Here is a 17,453-nt window from a genome sequence, read left to right as displayed (position 1 = left end):
CCTCCTCAATCAGTTTTTTACTCGTTAATTTCCTTTACATTTAAAAGGTGAGATACCTTATTAATCATACCGCGAATAGCAGCATTATCTTCATGAACAACAGTTTGGTTAGTCTTCTTAAGACCAAGTGTTCTAACTGTAATACGTTGATCTTGCGGACGACCAATCACACTGCGTTTGAGGGTAATTTCAAGTTGTTTAGCCATTTTATTTCCCTCCTTATCCTAACAATTCTTCTACAGTTTTACCACGTAGTTTTGCAACATCTTCGGCACGTTTAAGATTCTTAAGACCTTGAACAGTTGCGCGAACCATGTTTGTTGGATTGTTGGAACCAAGGGATTTAGATAAAATATCGCCTACACCAGCAAGTTCAAGCACCGCACGGACAGGGCCTCCTGCAATAATTCCTGTACCTTCGGAAGCAGGTTTTAAAAGAACACTGCCTGCACCATATTTACCGATAATTTCATGCGGTATAGATGTATTAACGATAGGTACGCTAAACATATCTTTCTTAGCAGCTTCGATAGCCTTGCGGATTGCATCAGGCACTTCTTGAGCTTTACCTGTTCCGAAGCCTACATTCCCTTTTTTGTCGCCAACTACAACAAGTGCAGCAAAACGGAAACGGCGACCGCCTTTAACTACTTTAGCTACACGGTTAATCGCAACAACGCGCTCTTCCAACTCTGATTTATTTCGCTCATTAGTTTGCATGGATTTCCCTCCTTTATTAGAATTTAAGTCCTGCTTCACGCGCACCATCAGCTAGTGCTTTAATGCGGCCATGATATAAGTAACCGCCTCTGTCAAAAATAACAGTGTCGTAACCTTTTTCTAACGCACGCTTGGCGATAAGTTCGCCAACTTTTTTAGCTGCATCAATATTGCCGCCTTTATCAAGGGCAAGTTCCTTATCAACAGTTGAAGATGAAACGATTGTTTTACCTTCTTCGTCATTGATAAGTTGTGCATAAATATGCTTTGATGAGCGGAAAACATTCAAACGCGGACGTTCATTTGTACCGAACACACGACGGCGCACGTGTTGATGTCTTTTTTTACGCACAGCATTTTTATCTTGCTTTGTGATCATTAGTCAGTCACTCCCTTCTGCTAACTAATTTCTATTTACCTGTTTTACCTTCTTTACGACGTACATATTCATTTTCGTAACGAATACCTTTTCCTTTGTAAGGTTCAGGTTTGCGAACGGCACGAATGTTGGATGCAACAGCTCCGACACGTTCTTTATCGATACCTTTAACACTAACTTTGGTATTACCTTCTACATCTATTTCAATACCTTCTTCAGGTACAATTTCAACAGGGTGAGAGTAGCCAACATTAAGAATAAGATTTTTACCTTGCTTGCTGGCACGATAACCAACACCGATAAGTTCAAGTTTCTTTTCGTAGCCTTTTGTTACACCAGTCACCATGTTATTGATGATACTGCTTGTTGTTCCATGAAGAGAACGGTGCTCCTTAGAATCAGAAGGACGTTCAACCTTAATTTCGTTTTCTTCTTGTTTGATGATCATATCAGGATGAAAAGTGCGAGATAATTCGCCTTTCGGTCCTTTGACCTTAACATGGTTACCATCAATAGTTACTGTAACATCACTTGGCACTACAGTAGGTCTTAAACCAACACGAGACATCGTGACACCTCCATTCTTTCCTTAAAAATTACCATACATATGCTAGGACTTCGCCGCCCACTTGTTGCTGGCGAGCTTCTTTATCAGTAAGAATGCCTTTGGAAGTAGAAACAATCGCAATACCAAGTCCGCCAAGAACACGCGGTACTTCGTCAGCTTTTGCATATACTCTAAGACCAGGCTTACTAATACGTTTAAGTCCAGTTATGACACGTTCTTTATTAGCACCGTACTTTAAGAAAATACGGATCATGCCTTGCTTGTTATCCTCGATATATTCAACATCTTTAATAAAGCCTTCACGCTTTAGTATTTCGGCAATTTCTTTTTTGACTCTTGATCCAGGCAATACCAATTGTCCATGACGAACAGTATTTGCATTTCTTATACGAGTCAGCATATCCGCAATTGGATCTGTCATGACCATTCAAATGACCTCCTTCCCTTAACTTTGGGGTTTACCAACTAGCTTTCTTTACGCCAGGGATTTGTCCTTTATAAGCAAGTTCACGGAAACAAATTCTGCACAATTTAAATTTACGTAGAACAGAATGAGGACGTCCACAGCGTTCACAGCGAGTATATTCTTGTACTTTAAACTTTTTAGCCCGCTTTTGCTTAGCGATCATTGACTTTTTAGCCAAGACTGTCCCTCCTTAAAATCGTTTTATTTTGCAAATGGCATTCCAAGAAGCCTTAACAGTTCATAAGCTTCTTCGTCTGTATTTGCTGTCGTTACGATAACGATATCCATACCGCGCACTTTGTTAACTTTATCATAATCAACTTCAGGAAAAATTAATTGTTCACGAATCCCCAGTGTATAGTTGCCGCGGCCATCAAATGCTTTCTTAGAAACACCGCGGAAGTCACGTACACGTGGCAAAGATACAGAAACTAGTTTATCCAAGAAGTCATACATGCGTTCGCTGCGAAGAGTAACCTTTGTACCAATCGGCATGCCTTCACGCAATTTGAAACCTGCGATAGATTTCTTTGCACGAGTAATAACTGGTTTTTGACCAGCAATAGCTGTTAATTCTTCAACAGCATTATCCAATGCTTTGGAGTTTTGTACTGCGTCACCAACACCCATGTTAATGACAACTTTTTCAATAGCAGGCACTTGCATAATGGATGAGTAATTGAACTTTTCCATAAGTGCCGGTACCACTTCATTTTTATACTTTTCTTTGAAACGGCTCATGTGTGTTACCTCCTTTCAAAGATGACATTATTTATCTAAAGCTTCACCTGATTTTTTTGCGATGCGAACTTTTTTACCGTTTTCTGTTTTATAACCTACACGAGTTGGTTCATTTGTTTTTGGATCTAAAGGCATTACATTAGAAGCATGAATCGGAGCTTCTTGATCAATAATTCCGCCTTGCGGATTCATTTGGGTTGGCTTAGAGTGTTTTTTTACGATGTTCACTCCTTCAACAAGCACTCGATTCTTTGAAGGATATGCTTCTAAAATAACACCTTGCTTGCCTTTGTCTTTACCGGAGATAACTTGCACTTTATCTCCTTTTTTTACATGCAAGTGGCTCATAGCTGATTGCGCACCTCCTTGTCAACTAACTTAGCATCTTATAATACTTCCGGAGCTAGTGATACGATTTTCATAAATTGCCGATCACGGAGTTCACGGGCAACTGGTCCGAAAATACGAGTACCGCGCGGGCTTTTATCATCACGAATGATAACAGCTGCATTTTCATCAAAACGAATGTAAGAGCCATCAGGACGACGAACGCCTCTCTTAGTACGTACAATAACAGCTTTAACAACGTCGCCTTTCTTAACAACGCCTCCTGGTGTCGCTTGTTTTACCGTCGCAACAATAACGTCACCAATATTAGCTGTTTTACGGCCTGAACCGCCAAGTACTTTGATAGTCAATACCTCACGAGCACCAGAATTGTCAGCAACCTTTAAACGACTTTCTTGTTGAATCATTCAACGTAACCTCCCTTCGGGACTAACTACAGCAACGAATTATATAATAACAGCTTCCTCGACGATTTCAACAAGACGGAAACGTTTATCTTTTGAAAGCGGACGAGTTTCCATAATTTTAACAACATCGTTAACTTTAGCCTTGTTGTCTTCATCATGCGCTTTATACTTCTTAGAGTATTTAACACGTTTACCGTAAAGTGAATCAGTTTTGTAAGTCTCTACAAGAACAGTAATGGTTTTATCCATTTTGTCAGAGATGACACGGCCGACATAAACCTTACGGCTATTGCGTTCTTCAGACATCTAGGAAAACCTCCTCTCATTAACCGTTTTGGATTTTTAATTCGCGTTCACGCAATACAGTTTTCGCACGAGCAATAGCTTTCTTTACTTCGCGAATTCGGGCAGGGTTTTCCAATTGTCCAGTAGCTAATTGGAAGCGAAGATTAAATAACTCTTCTTTTAACGTTTTAACTTGTTGTTCTACTTCAGCAGTGGTTAAGTTGCGTACTTCATTAGCTTTCATTTGCGTCACCACCCACTTCTTCGCGTTTTACAAATTTAGTTTTAACCGGCAGCTTGTGGGATGCTAAACGAAGAGCTTCACGAGCAACTTCTTCAGATACGCCACCAATTTCAAACATTACTTTGCCAGGTTTTACTACAGCTACCCAGCCTTCCGGAGCACCTTTACCGGAACCCATCCGAACTTCAAGAGGTTTAGCTGTATATGGCTTTTGTGGGAAAATTTTAATCCAAACTTTACCGCCACGTTTCATATAACGTGTCATCGCAATACGCGCTGCTTCAATTTGACGGCTTGTAATCCATGATGAAGTTAGAGCTTGCAATCCAAATTCACCGAAATTAACCTCAGTACCGCCTTTTGCATTTCCGCGCATTCTGCCGCGATGTTGTCTACGATACTTCACGCGTTTTGGCATTAACATGATTATTTTCCTCCTTCCTTTTTGTTCGTTCCTTTCGTAGGAAGGACCTCACCACGGTAAATCCAAACTTTTACGCCTAGTTTTCCGTATGTTGTATCCGCTTCTGCAGTGCCATAATCAATGTCTGCGCGCAGCGTATGAAGTGGAACAGTACCTTCACTATAATCTTCAGAACGAGCGATGTCAGCGCCGCCCAGACGACCAGAAACTTGTGTTTTAATACCTTTAGCTCCTGCTCTCATAGATCTGGAGATTGTTTGTTTTTGGGCGCGACGCCAAGAAATACGATTTTCTAATTGACGAGCGATATTTTCTGCAACAAGCTTAGCATCAAGATCAGCTTGTTTGATTTCAAAAATATTAACATGGACACGTTTGCCAGTTAATGCATTTAGAGACTTTCTTAAAGCTTCTACTTCTGAGCCGCCTTTACCGATAACCATTCCAGGCTTAGCAGTTTTGATTGTTACGTTAATACGGTTAGCCGCACGTTCTAATTCAACAGCTGATACGGCAGCATCTTTAAGTTTGTTTTCAATGAATTCACGGATCTTGATATCTTCGTGAAGATATTCAGCATAGTTTTTATCTGCATACCATTTGGATTCCCAGTCACGAATGACACCAATTCTAAATCCTACCGGGTTAACCTTTTGTCCCATCCATTATCCCTCCTTTTTCTCTGAAACAATGATTGTAATATGGCTTGTGCGCTTGTTGATTCTTCCGGCACGACCTTGCGCACGAGGACGAAATCTTTTAAGTGTAGCACCTTCATCTACATATGCTTTTTCAACAACAAGGCTTTCAGGTTCCATCTCGTAATTATGCTCTGCATTGGCAATCGCAGATTTAAGAACTTTCTCAATAATAGGGGAAGCAGCTTTTGGCGTATTTCGAAGAATGGCAATAGCTTCGCCAACTTCTTTTCCCCTAATAAGATCGATAACTAAGCGAGCCTTACGAGGAGCAACACGAATTTGTTTTGCAACAGCTTTTGCTTGCATGAATAATTCCTCCTCTCTTAACGACTTGTTTTCTTATCAGACGCAGCATGACCGCGGTACGTCCGAGTGGGAGCGAATTCTCCTAATTTGTGTCCAACCATATCTTCAGTTACGTATACAGGCACGTGTTTGCGGCCGTCATATACAGCAATGGTATGTCCAATAAATTCAGGGAATATTGTTGAACGACGCGACCAAGTTTTGATAACTTTTTTATCGTTGTTTTCGTTTAGTCCTTCAACCTTTTTCATTAAGTGATCATCGACAAAAGGTCCCTTCTTAAGGCTACGACCCATTGATAGACCTCCTTCCGCGTATATAAATATTTCTTACGCTAGATAATTATTTTTTCTTACGACGACGTACAATATATTTATCAGATGGTTTATTGCGTTTACGTGTCTTAAGACCAAGCGTTGGTTTGCCCCAAGGAGACATAGGTGATTTACGTCCGATAGGCGCACGTCCTTCACCACCGCCGTGCGGGTGATCGTTAGGGTTCATAACAGAACCGCGAACAGTTGGGCGTTTGTTTAACCAACGGGAACGTCCTGCTTTACCGATTGTAACAAGTTCGTGTTCCAAGTTCCCTACTTGGCCGACTGTTGCACGACAAGTTTCAAGAATCATACGTACTTCACCGGATACAAGGCGAATTAGAACGTATTTGCCTTCTTTACCAAGAATTTGCGCTTCAGCGCCCGCAGATCTTACGAGCTGACCACCGTGTCCAGGTTTCAACTCAATGTTATGAACAACAGTACCTACAGGGATATTTTTAAGCGGAAGAGCGTTACCGACTTTAATATCCGCGTCAGCACCAGACATAACTTCCATACCGACTTTAAGACCTTTAGGAGCAAGAATGTAGCGTTTTTCACCGTCAGCATAATGAAGAAGCGCAATATTAGCAGTACGGTTTGGATCGTATTCAATCGTAGCAACGCGTCCTGGTATACCATCTTTGTTACGTTTGAAGTCGATCACACGGTATTTGCGTTTGTGTCCGCCGCCTTGATGACGTACAGTTAATTTACCTTGATTATTTCTGCCCGCTTTTTTAGGCAGTGCTTCAACAAGTGATTTTTCAGGCTTGTTAGTTGTGATTTCACTAAAGTCTAGGGATGACATATTGCGTCGACCGTTAGACGTTGGTTTGTATTTTTTGATTGCCATGAGTTTTTCCCTCCTTCACTAATTGATATTAAACACCTTCGTAAAATTCTAGTTCTTTGCTATCTGGCGTAAGCGTAACAACCGCTTTTTTTCTTTGAGGTGTATAGCCAAAGTAACGTCCAAAACGTTTAGGTTTACCTTTGTAGTTCATAGTATTAACTTTAGCCACTTGCACGCCAAAGATTTCCTGAATCGCACGTTTGATCTCAGACTTGTTCGCACGACGATCGACAACAAATGTATATTTTTTATCAACCATTTGTTCTGTAGATCTTTCAGTAATTACGGGGCGCTTAATAATATCGCGTGGATCTTTCATTACCCAAGCACCTCCTCTAGTTTACGAGCTGCATCCTGAGTGAGGATTACTTTATCATGATTAACAACATCAAGTACGTTAACCTCATTAGCAGTTAATACAAGTACTCCAGGGATGTTGCGGGCAGATATTGCTACTGTTTCATCAAAGTCACCAGTAACAACAAGCGCTTTGCGATCTGCCGATAAGTTTTTAAGGATGTTAGCAAAATCTTTTGTTTTAGGAGCGTCCATTGTTAATTCGTTTAAAACGATCATTTCATTATCTTGTACCTTTGAAGATAATGCAGATTTTATTGCTAAACGACGAACTTTTTTTGGAAGCTTATAGCTGTAGCTGCGTGGTGTTGGTCCAAATACCACACCGCCGCCAACCCATTGCGGTGAACGGATAGAGCCTTGTCGAGCGCGTCCTGTGCCTTTTTGGCGCCATGGCTTTCTGCCGCCGCCTCTTACCGCAGAACGGTTTTTTGTTGCATGTGTTCCTTGACGTAATGAAGCTTGCTGCATAACAACCGCTTGATATAAGACGTGTTCATTTGGTTCAATACCAAATACAGAATCAGCAAGTTCAATGTTTCCGACTTCAGTACCTTTTTGATCTAATACAGCTAATTTTGGCATAGAAGCATCCTCCTTTCTTATTTAGCTTCTGCTGATTTAACAGCACTTTTTATAGTAAGGTAGCTCTTCTTTGCACCTGGAACATTTCCTTTAATTAAAAGAAGATTGCGTTCAACGTCTACTTTAACAACTTCTAGGTTTTGGACAGTGACTTTTTCTCCGCCCATACGTCCTGGCAAGTTTTTGCCTTTGAATACACGCATAGGATCAATAGCACCCATTGAACCTGGACGGCGGTGATAACGGGAGCCGTGGCTCATTGGTCCGCGAGATTGATTATGGCGTTTGATAGCGCCTTGGAATCCTTTACCTTTAGAAGTGCCAGTAACATCAATAACGTCGCCTTCTTTGAAAATGTCAACTTTTACTTCTTGACCGAGTTCATACTCATCAAGATTTACATCACGGATTTCCTTTACGAAGCGCTTAGCGTTTGTATTTGCTTTTTCAGCATGACCTTTATCAGCTTTTGTTGTACGAGATTCTTTTTTATCTTCGAAACCAAGCTGTATAGCAGTATAACCATCGTTTTCTTCCGTTTTCTTTTGAAGAACAACGTTAGAACCGGCTTCTACTACAGTTACAGGAATAACTTCACCATTTTCAGCAAAGATTTGAGTCATGCCCAATTTTCTACCTAAGATTCCTTTGGTCATCCGTAACACCTCCCACAAATAAGATAAATGTATAGATTATAATTTAATTTCAATGTCAACACCGGATGGAAGATCCAAACGCATAAGTGAATCTACAGTTTGCGGCGTAGGATTAACAATATCGATCAAGCGCTTATGTGTACGCATTTCAAATTGTTCACGAGAGTCTTTGTACTTGTGAACAGCACGAAGAATTGTGTAAACAGATTTTTCTGTTGGAAGCGGAATTGGTCCAGACACCTTTGCTCCCGAACGCTTTGCAGTTTCAACAATCTTTTCTGCAGATTGATCTAGAATACGATGATCATAAGCTTTTAAACGAATACGAATCTTTTGTTTTGCCATTTTATTCCCTCCTTTACGTCCATTTTTTTAAATAGACTCACTCCGTGAAAATTTTCCGGGTAACCCGCCATGGCAAAGGAGCCGGGTGTATCCGCAACCTTTCACATCATCATTGAAACCAACATTCCCTATTATATTAAAAATATACGGGATGCGCAAGCCTTTCTTAAACATTTATTCGTAAAAACTCGCTTTTCCTATTATAGTTAGGATTTATTTAAAAATCAAGTACATATAAAAAATCGCCAAGTGGCGATTTTTGGATAATAGCATTTCAAGATGCAAAAAAAGGACATCTTTTATAAGATGCCCTTTTTATAGTTAAATTATTCAACGATTGAAGAAACGACGCCAGCGCCTACAGTACGTCCACCCTCACGGATAGAGAATTTAGTACCTTCTTCAATAGCGATTGGAGAAATAAGCTCTACAGCCATTTCAACGTTATCGCCAGGCATAACCATTTCTACGCCTTCTGGAAGAGAGATAGTTCCTGTAACGTCAGTTGTACGGAAGTAGAATTGTGGACGATAGTTAGAGAAGAATGGAGTGTGACGTCCGCCTTCTTCTTTAGAAAGAACATAAACTTCAGCTTTGAAAGATTTATGAGCTTTAACAGTACCAGGTTGTACAAGTACTTGTCCGCGTTCTACTTGGTCACGGTCAACACCACGAAGAAGCGCACCGATGTTATCGCCAGCTTCAGCATAATCAAGAAGCTTACGGAACATTTCAACACCAGTTACAGTAGTTTTCTTAGGTTCTTCAGTAAGACCAAGAATTTCTACTTCGTCACCTACAGAAACTTTACCGCGTTCTACACGGCCAGTAGCAACTGTACCACGGCCAGTGATTGAGAATACGTCCTCAACTGGCATCATAAATGGTTTGTCATGGTCACGTTCTGGAGTTGGGATGTACTCGTCAACTTGTTCCATAAGGTCAAGAATAGCTTGTTCGTGATCAGCGTCACCTTCAAGAGCTTTAAGAGCAGAACCTTTAACAACCGGGATGTCATCGCCAGGGAATTCATACTCAGAAAGAAGGTCACGTACTTCCATTTCTACTAATTCAAGCAGTTCTTCGTCGTCTACCATATCAGTTTTGTTTAAGAATACAACGATAGAAGGTACACCTACTTGACGAGAAAGAAGAATGTGTTCACGAGTTTGCGGCATTGGGCCGTCAGCTGCAGATACAACTAGAATAGCACCGTCCATTTGAGCTGCGCCAGTGATCATGTTTTTAACATAGTCAGCGTGTCCTGGGCAGTCAACGTGAGCATAGTGACGATTTTCAGTTTCATATTCTACGTGTGCAGTAGAAATTGTGATACCGCGTTCACGTTCTTCTGGAGCACCGTCGATTGAATCATAAGCACGTGCTTCAGCTTTACCTGATTTAGCCAATACAGTAGTGATCGCAGCAGTTAAAGTTGTTTTACCGTGGTCAACGTGACCAATTGTACCAATGTTAACGTGCGGTTTATTACGGTCGAATTTTTCTTTTCCCATTATATATTTCCTCCTTTAACCTTTAAGAAAGATAAATTTAAAATTTATTTATGTGTACTAAGACAGCGGGTGCAGGCACCCATCCATCCTAGATTACAATAAAAATATGTTACAAACAACAGGTATTCATTAAGCACCTGTATTTTTGCTGATAATTTCTTCAGCGATATTTTTAGGGACTTCTTCATAGTGGTCGAAAGTCATTGTATAAGTTCCGCGACCCTGAGTGCTGGAACGCAATGTTGTTGCATATCCGAACATTTCAGATAGAGGAACAAATGCTTTAACCACTTGAGCGCCGGCGCGTGCTTCCATACCTTCTACACGGCCGCGGCGGCTAGTGATGTCACCCATGATGTCACCCATGTATTCCTCTGGGATAACAACTTCAACTCTTTCGATTGGCTCAAGAATGACCGGATTACATACATCTTTCGCCTTTTTAAGAGCCATAGAAGCAGCAATTTTAAAGGCCATTTCACTTGAGTCGACATCATGGTAAGATCCATCAAATAAAGATGCCTTAATATCGATGAGCGGATATCCTGCAAGCAAGCCGTTTTGAAGGGCTTCTTCAAAACCTTGTTGTACCGCTGGAATATAGTCACGCGGTACGACACCGCCGACAATTTTATTTTCAAATTCATAACCGGCGCCTTCAGCAAGAGGTTCAAGTTCTAACCAAACGTGACCGTATTGACCGCGGCCGCCAGATTGGCGAACAAATTTACCTTCTACTTTACCGGCTTTCTTAATGGTTTCGCGGTACGCAACTTGAGGTGAACCTACATTAGCTTCAACCTTGAATTCACGTTTTAGACGGTCAACAATGATGTCTAAGTGTAATTCACCCATACCGGAAATAATAGTTTGTCCAGTTTCTTCGTTAGTTTCAGTTTTGAAGGTAGGATCTTCTTCTGCTAATTTAGACAAAGCTACTGACATTTTATCTTGGTCAGCTTTAGACTTCGGCTCAATAGCAACTGAAATAACCGGATCAGGGAATTCCATAGATTCGAGAATAACTAGATCCTTCTCACCGCAAAGCGTATCGCCTGTACCCGTATCTTTAAGACCTACAGCAGCAGCAATATCACCGGCGTAGACCTTTTTGATTTCTTGACGAGTATTAGCGTGCATTTGCAGGATACGGCCTAAACGTTCTCTTTTTCCCTTTGTAGAGTTTTGTACATAAGAACCGGCTTCTGCAGTTCCTGAATATACACGGAAGAATGTTAATTTACCAACGAACGGATCTGTCATAACTTTAAAAGCTAATGCAGAGAATGGTCCGTTATCATCAGCTTTACGTTCCACTTCTTCATCAGAATCCGGCAAGAAACCTTTGATTGGAGGAACATCAAGCGGTGATGGAAGATAATCAATAACAGCATCAAGAACAAGCTGTACCCCTTTGTTCTTAAATGCGGAACCGCATAGAACCGGATAGAACTCTACATTACAAGTTCCTTTACGGATGCCTGCTTTAAGTTCTTCAACTGTTATTTCTTCACCCTCAAGATATTTCATCATTAAATCTTCATCTAATTCAGCAACTGCTTCGATAAGCTTATCATGATATTCTTGAGCTTGGTCTTTGTATTCATCCGGAATTTCACGGGCATCTGTACGAGTACCAAGGTCATCCTCATAGAAATAAGCTTTCATTTCAACTAAATCAATGATACCTGTGAAGTCATCTTCAGCACCGATTGGCAGTTGAATTGGATGAGCATTAGCTTGTAAACGCTCATGTAACGTTTTATTGGAATAGAGGAAGTCAGCCCCTATTTTATCCATTTTGTTAACAAAAACGATCCGAGGTACGTTATAAGTTGTTGCTTGGCGCCAAACATTTTCTGTTTGCGGTTCAACACCAGATTGTGCATCAAGTACAGCAACAGCTCCATCAAGTACACGTAAGGAGCGCTCAACTTCAACTGTAAAGTCGACGTGTCCCGGCGTATCAATGATGTTTACACGATGGTCTTTCCATTGGGCTGTTGTAGCAGCTGAAGTGATCGTAATGCCACGTTCTTGCTCTTGTTCCATCCAGTCCATTTGGGAAGCACCTTCGTGTGTTTCACCAATTTTATGAATACGTCCGGAATAGAAGAGAATACGCTCGGTTGTTGTTGTTTTACCGGCATCGATGTGCGCCATGATACCAATGTTACGCGTTTTTTCCAAGGAGAACTCTCTAGCCATGGATTTCTCTCCTTCCTATTGTAGTTTCTATTACCAACGATAGTGTGCGAATGCTTTATTGGCTTCAGCCATTTTATGAACATCTTCGCGTTTTTTTACAGCAGCGCCTGTATTGTTTGCAGCGTCGATGATTTCATTAGCTAATCTCTCAACCATCGTTTTTTCGCCGCGAAGACGGGAATAATTAACTAACCAGCGTAATCCTAGAGTTGTGCGGCGCTCCGGACGAACTTCAACCGGTACTTGATAGTTAGCACCGCCGACACGGCGAGCTCTAACTTCAAGAACAGGCATAATGTTCTTCAGCGCTTGATCAAACACTTCCATAGGATCTTGGTTTGTGCGTTCTTTGATTAAGTCAAAAGACTTATACAGAATAGTTTGAGCTGCCCCTCTTTTACCGTCCTTCATAATGCGGTTGATTAAACGAGTGACAAGCTTGGAATTGTAAAGCGGATCTGGTAAAACGTCACGTTTTTCAGCAGGACCTTTTCTAGACATTTAAAGAACCTCCTTTCGAATGAGATTAATAATTTATTGCTTAGGTCTTTTCGTACCGTATTTAGAACGGCCTTGTTTACGATCTGTTACACCTGCAGTGTCAAGCGCACCGCGAATAATATGATAACGAACACCAGGAAGGTCTTTTACACGGCCTCCGCGGATAAGCACAACACTGTGTTCTTGCAAATTGTGACCAATACCAGGAATGTATGCAGTCACTTCGATGCCGTTAGTTAAACGAACACGCGCATATTTACGCAATGCAGAGTTAGGCTTCTTAGGTGTCATTGTACCAACACGGGTGCAAACACCACGTTTTTGCGGTGAAGATTGGTTAGTCAAGCTTTTCTTGAAGCTGTTATAACCTTTATTCAAAGCCGGTGAATCAGACTTTTGTGTTTTAGAAGTACGGCCTTTGCGTACTAGCTGATTAATTGTAGGCATTATTGTTTCCTCCCTTCAGTAAAATTCAAACCCACTGAACCAGGCGGTTCATTTTTGTGCAAAAAATATTGTTTTTGCATTAAAAAGTATTAAGCAAAAACTTTATCGTTTAATTGCAACTGCCGCTGCCCCAACATCAATACCGCAAGCTTTGCCAAGCTTTTTCATTGAGTCAACGGTGTAAACCGGCACATCTCTGTCCCTTGCCAGTTCAACAATTTTATTGGTTACATGAACATCAGCATCTTCAGCAATGACAATCTCTTTTACAAGACCATCTTTCAAAGCTTTCATTGCTTGTTTCGTACCAACAATCATTCCATTTGTCGCCTGTGTTACTTTTTCATAAGACATTTTTACATCCTCCAAAGCAACAAGGTGTTTAGGAGCACTCCGTTATGATATCACCGAGCGCTCCCCCTTGTCAACACTCTTTTTTAGCTTTCTTGATTTACTAATTCTTCGCTTGTGACAACGTCATTTTCATCAGTAAACTCTTCAGGCTTTTGTACACTGATATTGCGGTAACGAGGCATGCCCGTTCCAGCTGGAACAAGCTTACCGATAATGACATTTTCTTTCAAGCCAAGCAATTCATCACGTTTTCCTTTAATGGCTGCATCCGTAAGAACTCGTGTTGTTTCTTGGAAGGATGCTGCAGATAAGAAGGATTCTGTTTCAAGAGATGCCTTAGTAATTCCGAGCAGAATCGGCCGTCCTGTTGCAGGGACCCCGCCATTTATTAATACATTCTTATTAACTTCTTTAAATGCATGAATATCAACAAGTGAACCCGGCAAGACATTTGTGTCGCCCGCATCAATGACACGAATCTTACGCATCATCTGACGAACCATAACTTCAACGTGTTTATCGCCAATTTCAACACCTTGCATGCGGTAAACTTTTTGCACTTCACGCAGCAAGTATTGTTGAACACCGTTTATACCAGCAACAATAAGAAGTTCTTTTGGATCAATTGAACCCTCAGTGAGAACTTGGCCCGGATAAACCTGGTCGCCTTCAATAACTTTTAATCGTGCGCCTAACGGTACGTTATAGGTTCTGGATTCAATTCTGCCTTGAACAATAATTTCCCGTTTATCTTTTAATTCTTTAATAGATGTTACCTTACCATCAAGTTCAGAGATTGCCGCTTGACCTTTAGGATTACGGGCTTCGAACAATTCTTGAATACGCGGAAGACCTTGAGTGATATCATCTCCTGCCACACCGCCGGTATGGAAAGTACGCATGGTAAGCTGTGTACCTGGCTCACCGATAGATTGAGCAGCGATAATACCAACAGCTTCTCCCACTTCAACCTCAGTACCTGTAGCCAAATTGCGTCCATAACATTTTTTACAAACCCCATGACGGGTATCGCACATAAACGCCGAACGAATCATGACTTCAGTAATACCAGATTCAACGATAGCTCTCGCTGCATCTTCTGAGATAACATCGCCTTTTTTAACAAAAAGCTCTTCTGTCTCAGGATGACGGACATCTTCATGCGACGTCCGGCCGACCAAACGGTCATAGAGACTTTCAATTTCTTCATTACCTTCAGTTATCGCTCGAACAATCAAGCCTCGGTCCGTACCGCAATCATCTTCGCGGACAATGACGTCTTGCGCTACATCAACAAGACGGCGTGTCAAATAACCAGAGTCAGCCGTCTTAAGGGCTGTATCAGCAAGTCCTTTCCGTGCGCCGTGTGTAGAAATAAAGTATTCTAACACTGTTAATCCTTCACGGAAGCTTGAACGGATAGGAAGTTCAATAATCCGGCCTGACGGGTTAGCCATCAATCCGCGCATACCGGCAAGCTGCGTAAAGTTTGATGCGTTACCACGGGCTCCGGAATCACTCATCATAAAGATTGGGTTCGTTTTATCCAATGAGTGCATCAGCTTATCTTGGATAATGTCTTTGGCACTGCTCCAAATAGAAATAACACGTTCATAACGTTCCTCTTCAGTGATTAAACCTCTTCGGAACTGTTTAAGAACTTTATTAACTTTCTCTTCGGCTTCAGCTAAGATTTCCTGTTTCTCCGGTAATACGACGATGTCACTGACACCAATAGTAATACCGGCTTTTGTTGAATAAGCAAATCCCAGCGCCTTCATCCGATCAAGCATTTTAGATGTTTCAGTGACCTTAAACCGCTTAAAGACTTCAGCGATGATGTCTCCGAGAATACCTTTTTTAAACGGCAGTATAATTTCGCGCTTTTTAATCTCTGCCTTTATATCAGTCCCCATTGGAACGAAGTATTTTTCAGGTGTAGCAACTTCCAGATTGTAAGTTGTCGGCTCATTAATATAAGGGAACGAATTTGGCAATATACCATTAAAGATAAGTTTGCCAATTGTCGTAAGCAGATATTGGTTATTTTGCTCTTCAGTAAATGTCGAATTGCCGACAACCTTAGCAGGTATCGCAATACGTGTATGCAAATGAGCGTAACCATTTTGATAAGCCATTAAAGCTTCATTAATATCTTTAAACACCTTACCCTCACCAATTGCACCTTCTCTTTCAAGAGTTAAGTAATAGTTACCTAAAACCATATCTTGAGAAGGGGTAACAACCGGTTTACCGTCTTTAGGGTTTAAGATATTTTGCGCAGCAAGCATTAATATCCGCGCCTCTGCTTGGGCTTCAGCTGATAATGGAACGTGAACAGCCATTTGGTCTCCATCAAAGTCGGCATTATAAGCAGTACATACTAATGGGTGAAGACGAATAGCCCGGCCTTCTACTAATGTTGGTTCAAAAGCTTGAATGCCTAAGCGGTGCAGAGTCGGTGCACGGTTTAATAATACCGGGTGCTCTTTAATAACCTCTTCCAGGACACCCCAAACATCCGGATGGACCTTTTCGACTTTGCGTTTTGCGCTCTTAATATTATGAGCAATCCCTTTATTAACAAGTTCTTTCATCACAAAAGGTTTGAAGAGCTCAAGCGCCATTTCTTTCGGCAATCCGCATTGATACATCTTAAGATACGGACCGACAACGATAACTGAACGTCCGGAGTAATCAACACGTTTACCTAATAAGTTTTGGCGGAAGCGTCCTTGTTTGCCTTTTAACATGTGCGAAAGAGATTTAAGCGGACGATTACCCGGTCCGGTAACCGGTCTTCCGCGCCGGCCGTTATCAATCAAAGCATCAACAGCTTCTTGAAGCATACGCTTTTCATTTTGAACGATAATACTTGGCGCACCTAGGTCAAGCAAACGTTTTAAACGGTTGTTACGATTGATAACACGTCGGTACAAATCATTTAGATCAGACGTAGCAAAACGTCCGCCGTCAAGCTGAACCATAGGACGCAGTTCAGGAGGAATAACAGGTAAAACTTCAAGAATCATCCATGATGGATCATTTTCCGATCCTCTAAATGCTTCGATAACTTCCAAACGCTTGATCGCACGAGTACGACGCTGCCCTTGGGCTGATTTCAGCTCTTCTTTAAGAATATTTGCCTCTTTATCAAGATCAATATCCTGTAAAAGCTTTTTAATGGATTCTGCACCCATGCCGGCTTTAAAACTTGTACCGTACTTTTCACAGTAATTGCGGTACTCTTTTTCAGACAATAATTGTTTTTTCTCAAGAGGTGTATCGCCCGGTTCTGTAACAACGTATGACGCGAAATAGATAACTTCCTCAAGAGCACGCGGTGACATGTCTAGCAATAAACCCATACGGCTTGGTATACCTTTGAAATACCAAATGTGGGATACCGGGGCAGCGAGTTCTATATGCCCCATTCTTTCCCTTCTTACTTTGGCGCGTGTTACTTCGACACCGCAGCGATCACATACGACGCCTTTATAGCGGACACGCTTATATTTTCCGCAATGACATTCCCAGTCTTTCGTTGGTCCAAAAATTCTTTCACAAAACAGACCGTCTTTTTCCGGTTTTAACGTTCTATAGTTAATGGTTTCAGGCTTTTTAACTTCACCGCGAGACCAAGACCTAATTTTATTTGGAGATGCTAGGCCAATCTTCATAAATTCGAATTTATTGACATCCAACAAAGGGGCAACCTCCC

Annotated in this window: 26 protein-coding genes; all 26 read right to left on the bottom strand. The window is 41.4% G+C overall.

Going from position 1 to position 17,453, the window contains the following annotated elements; all coding sequences use genetic code 11:
* Positions 1-17: 17 nt before the first annotated feature.
* Positions 18-206, bottom strand: coding sequence for a 50S ribosomal protein L30 (gene rpmD, locus ACFQRG_RS18230; RefSeq protein WP_380968764.1), 189 nt, complete (start codon positions 204-206; stop codon positions 18-20).
* 13 nt (positions 207-219) lie between these two features.
* The gene (rpsE, locus tag ACFQRG_RS18225; protein WP_380968762.1) at positions 220-720 is read right to left on the bottom strand and encodes a 30S ribosomal protein S5; all 501 of its coding nucleotides are present in this window, start codon (positions 718-720) and stop codon (positions 220-222) included.
* A gap of 16 nt (positions 721-736) precedes the next feature.
* Entirely contained in the window at positions 737-1,099 is a 363-nt protein-coding gene (gene rplR, locus ACFQRG_RS18220; protein WP_380968759.1) for a 50S ribosomal protein L18, read from the bottom strand.
* A gap of 31 nt (positions 1,100-1,130) precedes the next feature.
* A complete protein-coding gene (gene rplF, locus ACFQRG_RS18215) occupies positions 1,131-1,667 on the bottom strand; it encodes a 50S ribosomal protein L6 (RefSeq protein WP_380968757.1) in 537 nt (178 codons plus the stop codon).
* Between the two features lie 28 nt (positions 1,668-1,695).
* Positions 1,696-2,094 (bottom strand): 30S ribosomal protein S8, encoded by a 399-nt coding sequence (gene rpsH, locus ACFQRG_RS18210; protein WP_380968755.1) that lies wholly within the window; start codon positions 2,092-2,094, stop codon positions 1,696-1,698.
* A 31-nt stretch (positions 2,095-2,125) separates the two neighbouring features.
* Complete coding sequence (locus tag ACFQRG_RS18205; RefSeq protein ID WP_205004748.1) at positions 2,126-2,311, bottom strand: type Z 30S ribosomal protein S14; 186 nt, start codon at positions 2,309-2,311, stop codon at positions 2,126-2,128.
* A gap of 23 nt (positions 2,312-2,334) precedes the next feature.
* Positions 2,335-2,874, bottom strand: coding sequence for a 50S ribosomal protein L5 (gene rplE, locus ACFQRG_RS18200; RefSeq protein WP_380968753.1), 540 nt, complete (start codon positions 2,872-2,874; stop codon positions 2,335-2,337).
* A 27-nt stretch (positions 2,875-2,901) separates the two neighbouring features.
* Positions 2,902-3,213, bottom strand: a complete 312-nt coding sequence (gene rplX / locus ACFQRG_RS18195; protein WP_380968819.1) for a 50S ribosomal protein L24 — start codon at positions 3,211-3,213, stop codon at positions 2,902-2,904.
* Positions 3,214-3,260: 47 nt separating this feature from the next.
* On the bottom strand, positions 3,261-3,629 hold the full coding sequence (gene rplN / locus ACFQRG_RS18190) for a 50S ribosomal protein L14 (RefSeq protein WP_205004746.1): 369 nt from the start codon (positions 3,627-3,629) through the stop codon (positions 3,261-3,263).
* 39 nt (positions 3,630-3,668) lie between these two features.
* On the bottom strand, positions 3,669-3,935 hold the full coding sequence (rpsQ, locus tag ACFQRG_RS18185; protein WP_380968751.1) for a 30S ribosomal protein S17: 267 nt from the start codon (positions 3,933-3,935) through the stop codon (positions 3,669-3,671).
* A gap of 19 nt (positions 3,936-3,954) precedes the next feature.
* The gene (rpmC, locus tag ACFQRG_RS18180) at positions 3,955-4,158 is read right to left on the bottom strand and encodes a 50S ribosomal protein L29 (RefSeq protein ID WP_380968749.1); all 204 of its coding nucleotides are present in this window, start codon (positions 4,156-4,158) and stop codon (positions 3,955-3,957) included.
* Positions 4,148-4,582 (bottom strand): 50S ribosomal protein L16, encoded by a 435-nt coding sequence (gene rplP / locus ACFQRG_RS18175; RefSeq protein WP_380968747.1) that lies wholly within the window; start codon positions 4,580-4,582, stop codon positions 4,148-4,150. Before rplP ends, rpmC begins: the two co-directional genes overlap by 11 nt.
* Positions 4,583-4,584: 2 nt before the next feature.
* A complete protein-coding gene (gene rpsC, locus ACFQRG_RS18170) occupies positions 4,585-5,244 on the bottom strand; it encodes a 30S ribosomal protein S3 (protein WP_380968744.1) in 660 nt (219 codons plus the stop codon).
* 3 nt (positions 5,245-5,247) lie between these two features.
* Positions 5,248-5,589, bottom strand: a complete 342-nt coding sequence (rplV, locus tag ACFQRG_RS18165) for a 50S ribosomal protein L22 (protein ID WP_380968742.1) — start codon at positions 5,587-5,589, stop codon at positions 5,248-5,250.
* Between the two features lie 17 nt (positions 5,590-5,606).
* Entirely contained in the window at positions 5,607-5,885 is a 279-nt protein-coding gene (gene rpsS / locus ACFQRG_RS18160; protein ID WP_380968739.1) for a 30S ribosomal protein S19, read from the bottom strand.
* A gap of 46 nt (positions 5,886-5,931) precedes the next feature.
* Positions 5,932-6,765, bottom strand: a complete 834-nt coding sequence (gene rplB, locus ACFQRG_RS18155) for a 50S ribosomal protein L2 (protein ID WP_380968737.1) — start codon at positions 6,763-6,765, stop codon at positions 5,932-5,934.
* A 28-nt stretch (positions 6,766-6,793) separates the two neighbouring features.
* Positions 6,794-7,084: a 50S ribosomal protein L23 gene (gene rplW, locus ACFQRG_RS18150; protein WP_380968736.1), complete on the bottom strand. Its 291-nt coding sequence runs from the start codon at positions 7,082-7,084 to the stop codon at positions 6,794-6,796.
* A complete protein-coding gene (gene rplD, locus ACFQRG_RS18145) occupies positions 7,084-7,707 on the bottom strand; it encodes a 50S ribosomal protein L4 (RefSeq protein ID WP_380968734.1) in 624 nt (207 codons plus the stop codon). Before rplD ends, rplW begins: the two co-directional genes overlap by 1 nt.
* Before the next feature lie 17 nt (positions 7,708-7,724).
* Positions 7,725-8,363 (bottom strand): 50S ribosomal protein L3, encoded by a 639-nt coding sequence (gene rplC, locus ACFQRG_RS18140; RefSeq protein ID WP_380968732.1) that lies wholly within the window; start codon positions 8,361-8,363, stop codon positions 7,725-7,727.
* Between the two features lie 36 nt (positions 8,364-8,399).
* On the bottom strand, positions 8,400-8,708 hold the full coding sequence (rpsJ, locus tag ACFQRG_RS18135; RefSeq protein ID WP_132747088.1) for a 30S ribosomal protein S10: 309 nt from the start codon (positions 8,706-8,708) through the stop codon (positions 8,400-8,402).
* Positions 8,709-9,034: 326 nt separating this feature from the next.
* Complete coding sequence (gene tuf, locus ACFQRG_RS18130) at positions 9,035-10,222, bottom strand: elongation factor Tu (RefSeq protein ID WP_380968730.1); 1,188 nt, start codon at positions 10,220-10,222, stop codon at positions 9,035-9,037.
* 129 nt (positions 10,223-10,351) lie between these two features.
* Entirely contained in the window at positions 10,352-12,430 is a 2,079-nt protein-coding gene (gene fusA / locus ACFQRG_RS18125) for an elongation factor G (RefSeq protein WP_380968729.1), read from the bottom strand.
* Positions 12,431-12,460: 30 nt separating this feature from the next.
* Positions 12,461-12,931, bottom strand: a complete 471-nt coding sequence (gene rpsG, locus ACFQRG_RS18120) for a 30S ribosomal protein S7 (protein WP_380968728.1) — start codon at positions 12,929-12,931, stop codon at positions 12,461-12,463.
* A gap of 33 nt (positions 12,932-12,964) precedes the next feature.
* Positions 12,965-13,378, bottom strand: coding sequence for a 30S ribosomal protein S12 (rpsL, locus tag ACFQRG_RS18115; protein WP_380968726.1), 414 nt, complete (start codon positions 13,376-13,378; stop codon positions 12,965-12,967).
* Between the two features lie 102 nt (positions 13,379-13,480).
* Positions 13,481-13,732 (bottom strand): 50S ribosomal protein L7ae-like protein, encoded by a 252-nt coding sequence (locus ACFQRG_RS18110; RefSeq protein WP_380968723.1) that lies wholly within the window; start codon positions 13,730-13,732, stop codon positions 13,481-13,483.
* An 83-nt stretch (positions 13,733-13,815) separates the two neighbouring features.
* Entirely contained in the window at positions 13,816-17,439 is a 3,624-nt protein-coding gene (gene rpoC, locus ACFQRG_RS18105; RefSeq protein ID WP_380968721.1) for a DNA-directed RNA polymerase subunit beta', read from the bottom strand.
* Positions 17,440-17,453 lie beyond the last annotated feature (14 nt).

Origin of the sequence: Scopulibacillus cellulosilyticus (genome assembly GCF_042665295.1) — a bacterium.
GTDB lineage: Bacteria > Bacillota > Bacilli > Bacillales > Sporolactobacillaceae > Scopulibacillus_A > Scopulibacillus_A cellulosilyticus.
This window is presented reverse-complemented; position numbering and strand designations above follow the sequence as displayed.

Coding starts and splice junctions, on each gene's coding strand:
- rpmD (WP_380968764.1), bottom strand. CDS start 206: ATGGCTAAACAACTTGAAATTACCCTCAAACGCAGTGTGATTGGTCGT.
- rpsE (WP_380968762.1), bottom strand. CDS start 720: ATGCAAACTAATGAGCGAAATAAATCAGAGTTGGAAGAGCGCGTTGTT.
- rplR (WP_380968759.1), bottom strand. CDS start 1,099: ATGATCACAAAGCAAGATAAAAATGCTGTGCGTAAAAAAAGACATCAA.
- rplF (WP_380968757.1), bottom strand. CDS start 1,667: ATGTCTCGTGTTGGTTTAAGACCTACTGTAGTGCCAAGTGATGTTACA.
- rpsH (WP_380968755.1), bottom strand. CDS start 2,094: ATGGTCATGACAGATCCAATTGCGGATATGCTGACTCGTATAAGAAAT.
- rplE (WP_380968753.1), bottom strand. CDS start 2,874: ATGAGCCGTTTCAAAGAAAAGTATAAAAATGAAGTGGTACCGGCACTT.
- rplN (WP_205004746.1), bottom strand. CDS start 3,629: ATGATTCAACAAGAAAGTCGTTTAAAGGTTGCTGACAATTCTGGTGCT.
- rpsQ (WP_380968751.1), bottom strand. CDS start 3,935: ATGTCTGAAGAACGCAATAGCCGTAAGGTTTATGTCGGCCGTGTCATC.
- rpmC (WP_380968749.1), bottom strand. CDS start 4,158: ATGAAAGCTAATGAAGTACGCAACTTAACCACTGCTGAAGTAGAACAA.
- rplP (WP_380968747.1), bottom strand. CDS start 4,582: ATGTTAATGCCAAAACGCGTGAAGTATCGTAGACAACATCGCGGCAGA.
- rpsC (WP_380968744.1), bottom strand. CDS start 5,244: ATGGGACAAAAGGTTAACCCGGTAGGATTTAGAATTGGTGTCATTCGT.
- rplV (WP_380968742.1), bottom strand. CDS start 5,589: ATGCAAGCAAAAGCTGTTGCAAAACAAATTCGTGTTGCTCCTCGTAAG.
- rpsS (WP_380968739.1), bottom strand. CDS start 5,885: ATGGGTCGTAGCCTTAAGAAGGGACCTTTTGTCGATGATCACTTAATG.
- rplB (WP_380968737.1), bottom strand. CDS start 6,765: ATGGCAATCAAAAAATACAAACCAACGTCTAACGGTCGACGCAATATG.
- rplW (WP_380968736.1), bottom strand. CDS start 7,084: ATGAAAGATCCACGCGATATTATTAAGCGCCCCGTAATTACTGAAAGA.
- rplD (WP_380968734.1), bottom strand. CDS start 7,707: ATGCCAAAATTAGCTGTATTAGATCAAAAAGGTACTGAAGTCGGAAAC.
- rplC (WP_380968732.1), bottom strand. CDS start 8,363: ATGACCAAAGGAATCTTAGGTAGAAAATTGGGCATGACTCAAATCTTT.
- rpsJ (WP_132747088.1), bottom strand. CDS start 8,708: ATGGCAAAACAAAAGATTCGTATTCGTTTAAAAGCTTATGATCATCGT.
- tuf (WP_380968730.1), bottom strand. CDS start 10,222: ATGGGAAAAGAAAAATTCGACCGTAATAAACCGCACGTTAACATTGGT.
- fusA (WP_380968729.1), bottom strand. CDS start 12,430: ATGGCTAGAGAGTTCTCCTTGGAAAAAACGCGTAACATTGGTATCATG.
- rpsG (WP_380968728.1), bottom strand. CDS start 12,931: ATGTCTAGAAAAGGTCCTGCTGAAAAACGTGACGTTTTACCAGATCCG.
- rpsL (WP_380968726.1), bottom strand. CDS start 13,378: ATGCCTACAATTAATCAGCTAGTACGCAAAGGCCGTACTTCTAAAACA.
- ACFQRG_RS18110 (WP_380968723.1), bottom strand. CDS start 13,732: ATGTCTTATGAAAAAGTAACACAGGCGACAAATGGAATGATTGTTGGT.